The sequence below is a fragment of the Collinsella aerofaciens genome (genome assembly GCF_018785245.1).
Lineage (GTDB): Bacteria > Actinomycetota > Coriobacteriia > Coriobacteriales > Coriobacteriaceae > Collinsella > Collinsella aerofaciens_AD.
Genome location: NZ_WQPL01000062.1, coordinates 1 through 451 on the forward strand (window position 1 = coordinate 1; position 451 = coordinate 451).

Annotated in this window: 1 protein-coding gene; it reads right to left on the bottom strand. The window is 71.0% G+C overall.

Features of this window, described 5'->3' with window-relative positions; translation table 11 throughout:
- On the bottom strand, positions 1–451 hold a 451-nt coding region (locus GPK39_RS09875; protein WP_215675177.1), incomplete at both ends, for a transposase.

Consider the following 451-nt stretch of genomic DNA (forward strand, 5'->3'; position numbering starts at 1 on the left):
CGGACTCTATGAGCGCCGTGCGCGCGAGCGCGTTGCCGGCCTTGGTTATCCCGCCGCGCCGCTCGGACTCGCCGCTCGAGCGCTCCGACGGGACTAGCCCGCACCAGCTCGCGAAGGCCGGGGCCGTCCGGAACCTCGTGAAGGAGCCCGCCTCGGCTGCGAGCCTGAAGGCCGTCAGGGTGTCGATTCCCTTGATGCAGGAGAGCGCCTCGACGGCCGGGCGCCACCGGTCGGTCCGGGCGAGGGCGAGCACCTTCTTCTCGAGCTGCCGGCGGTCCGACTCCGCGCACCTCGCGGCCGTGACGTAGTACTCGAGCACGTCGCGCTGGGGCCCCTCGAGCCTGATCCCGGATATCCACCTCCAGTGGGCGCGCGTCCAGGATCCCTTCCTCGTCCCGTCGGCGTTGCGCTCGTCCCAGACGTGGCCCAGCCTGATCAGGAACATGTTGAG